Origin of the sequence: uncultured Planktosalinus sp., from assembly GCF_963973675.1 — a bacterium.
Taxonomy (GTDB): domain Bacteria; phylum Bacteroidota; class Bacteroidia; order Flavobacteriales; family Flavobacteriaceae; genus Planktosalinus.
This window is the reverse complement of the sequence record NZ_CAXBAN010000345.1, coordinates 1-2,892: the sequence shown is the minus strand read 5'-3', so window position 1 is coordinate 2,892 and position 2,892 is coordinate 1. Positions and strand designations below refer to the sequence as shown.

The window sequence follows — 2,892 nt, the reverse complement described above, 5'->3', positions numbered from 1 at the left end:
TTACTCCTCAATTTCACTATTTATTTCTGTATTCTGATGGTGTAAAAAATACTTTTGGACCGGACATTCCTCTTGGATTTAAGAAATTTGGAATTTGATTGTGATGCAGGAGAGGTGAATTTTGTGTGGTTTTGGGTTGAATTTTCCCCAGTTGAACATAGTTGGTATTTGAAGAAATTAATTGTTTTTGGTAAAACAACTCATTTTAATTGAGTCAAAATATTTTTTTTATTTTAAATATTAACATAACTATCTAACAATCTTTTCACTACAGAAAATACAACTTTTTTAAAATGTTAAAGTGTGTTTTTATTTAAGATTTCATTTGGTTTTCATTAACATATTTATTTGTTTAGCCATTCAAACATTGCCGCAAAGAATAATTTTGATTTAAACTCCCCAAGTTTATAAATTAAAAGATTTATTGTTAACCTAATTGTGCGTGCATATGTTTTTTTTGAATCCTACGTTTACCCATTTTTTAGACTCTTTATTTCTCTCACTTTTTAAATTTTTTGATCGCTTTACCTTGAATTATTTCTTCAAAGGTGTAACAGATTTCAACACTTTTTCTTTTATCGAAGCATCTCATTAGTCAATTATTCAACACGTATTTCACTAATTAAGCTTCGTATGAACACTATTACGTTTTTTCAGCTCACACTATACATTGATCACCACCTATTTTTAGGGATTACTTATAAAAACCAAGATTTAAAGATTGTACTTCTAAAATAAACAATAATGAAAACACATCCATTTAAAATTTTATTTGTCGGATTCGCAGTATTAATTACCGGCTTTGTTTCACCACTTTTTTCACAAGATATCCTTTGGGAGAAATCCTATGGAGGCCTTCATGCAGAGTATCTGTTTGATGCACAACCCACCGCTGATTATGGCTTTATTCTAGCCGGAAGTTCCATCTCGGGCAAATCTGGTAACAAGTTGGATGAACGCATCTCGGGGCTTGATTATTGGGTCTGGAAAATGGATGAGAAGGGCGACATGGAGTGGCAAAAAAGCTTTGGCGGAAACGGGAATGATTTTTTGAAAAGCATACAAGGCACCCGTGATGGTGGTTTTATTTTGGGGGGCAATTCCACTTCGATGGAAGGGTTTTCCAAACTTGAAGATTCCCATGGACAGGAAGATCTATGGATCATCAAGCTCAATGCTAAGGGCGATGAAGAATGGCAACGAAGTTTTGGTGGCACTGGCAAGGAAATTATACATGAAATCAAACAAACCAAGGATGGAGGTTATATCATTGGGGCTACTACAAGCTCGCGTCCTTCAGGTGATAAAGTATCCACTCATTTTGGCAACCTGGACTATTGGATCGTAAAGTTGGACAGTGAGGGAATGGTTGAATGGGAACGCACCTATGGCGGTATTTATAAAGATGAACTGCAAAGTATCTCCCAAACCGAAGATGAGGGTTATATCGTTGGTGGGTATTCCAATTCCCCTATATCAGGAAATAAAAATGAGGAAGGTTTTGGCAATGGGGATTACTGGATACTAAAACTGGACAAACGGGGTAACCAACAATGGCAACGGACTATTGGAGGTGAACAAGATGACCAACTTAACACGATTTTACCCAGTATTGAAGGGGGGTATTTGTTGGGAGGTCATTCTTCTTCAGGAGCAACCGGCAGGAAAAGCGAGCCCTCTAAAAACGGCTCAGACTTTTGGGTTTTAAAATTGGATGATCGTGGTGAAATTGAATGGCAGCAAATCTATGATTTTGGTGAGACCGACCTACTGACTTCATTGATAGAAAACAAAGACGGCACAATCCTTATTGGCGGGTATGCAAAAACCGAGACCCGCGGGTTATCAAAGGGCAACCCAAAAGGTATCAATGATTATATCGCCTTGAAAATCAACAATGAAGGAGAGGAATTATGGAGGCAGACAGTGGGCAGCAATGGCGAGGATGTGCTAAGTAAGCTTTTGGAAACCCGGGATGGCGGGTATGTTTTAGCAGGGACTTCACGTAGTGAAATTTCCAGGGACAGGAACAGTCGTCAAGGAAGAAGTGACTTTTGGGTTGTAAAATTAAAAGACAAGGACAAAGAGGATAAAGAACGATTTCCGGGACTTGAAGCCATCCCCAACCCTACTGACCGGTTTAGCAATGTGATTGTTAACCATGAATTTGATGAAGGAACTGCGTATGTATATGACATTGCCGGCCGACAGTTGCAGCAATTTAAAGTAAAGTCAAATACCATACCGGTTGATTTAGCCGGTCTACCGTTAGGGATTTATTTAGTAACTGTGGCCACAGATGTACAAACTCAGAGTGTTAAAATATTAAAAGGGAATTAAAATGAAAAAAAAATTAATGAATAGAAAAACAACAGTACTTACCGTCCTTGTTGTGATGGTTTGTTTGCAAGTTGCTTTAGGTCAACGAGAAACCACGCCCGGGAAAACAGTAGACTATAATACAGTCAATATGCCCGAATCGCCCACATCGAGTGCGCTTTATGAGGTAGGCGTCACGCAAGTTAATACAGCTACCGGTATTCCTAACATCAGTATACCGCTTTATACTTATGAAATGGATGGAGTAAAAGTCCCGATATCAATATCATATAACGCCGCCGGCGTAAAGGTTAGTGATCTTGCCACTCCAGTGGGTACCAATTGGTCACTGCAAGCCGGAGGCCAAATTTCCCGTACCGTTAGAGGAAAAATAGATGAATGGGAAGGTTGGCTTAACCCTAGTTATACCTACTTGCCTGACAGTTGGTATGCCAGCTATGATCCGAATAATCCTTATATCTGGCAAGAAGCCATGAAAGGTGTTACTCAAACAGGTTACAATGGTTATGCAAAAAATCGCGACCATAATCCTGACTTTTTCAATTATTCTTT

At 38.6% G+C, this 2,892-nt stretch carries 2 protein-coding genes; both read left to right on the top strand.

Annotation, left to right across the window (positions count from 1 at the left end):
* The first annotated feature begins 744 nt into the window (after positions 1-744).
* Positions 745-2,340 (top strand): T9SS type A sorting domain-containing protein, encoded by a 1,596-nt coding sequence (locus tag AACY61_RS11685; RefSeq protein ID WP_339611761.1) that lies wholly within the window; start codon positions 745-747, stop codon positions 2,338-2,340.
* A 16-nt stretch (positions 2,341-2,356) separates the two neighbouring features.
* A partial coding sequence (locus AACY61_RS11680; protein WP_339611760.1) for a hypothetical protein occupies positions 2,357-2,892 on the top strand: 536 nt, incomplete at its 3' end.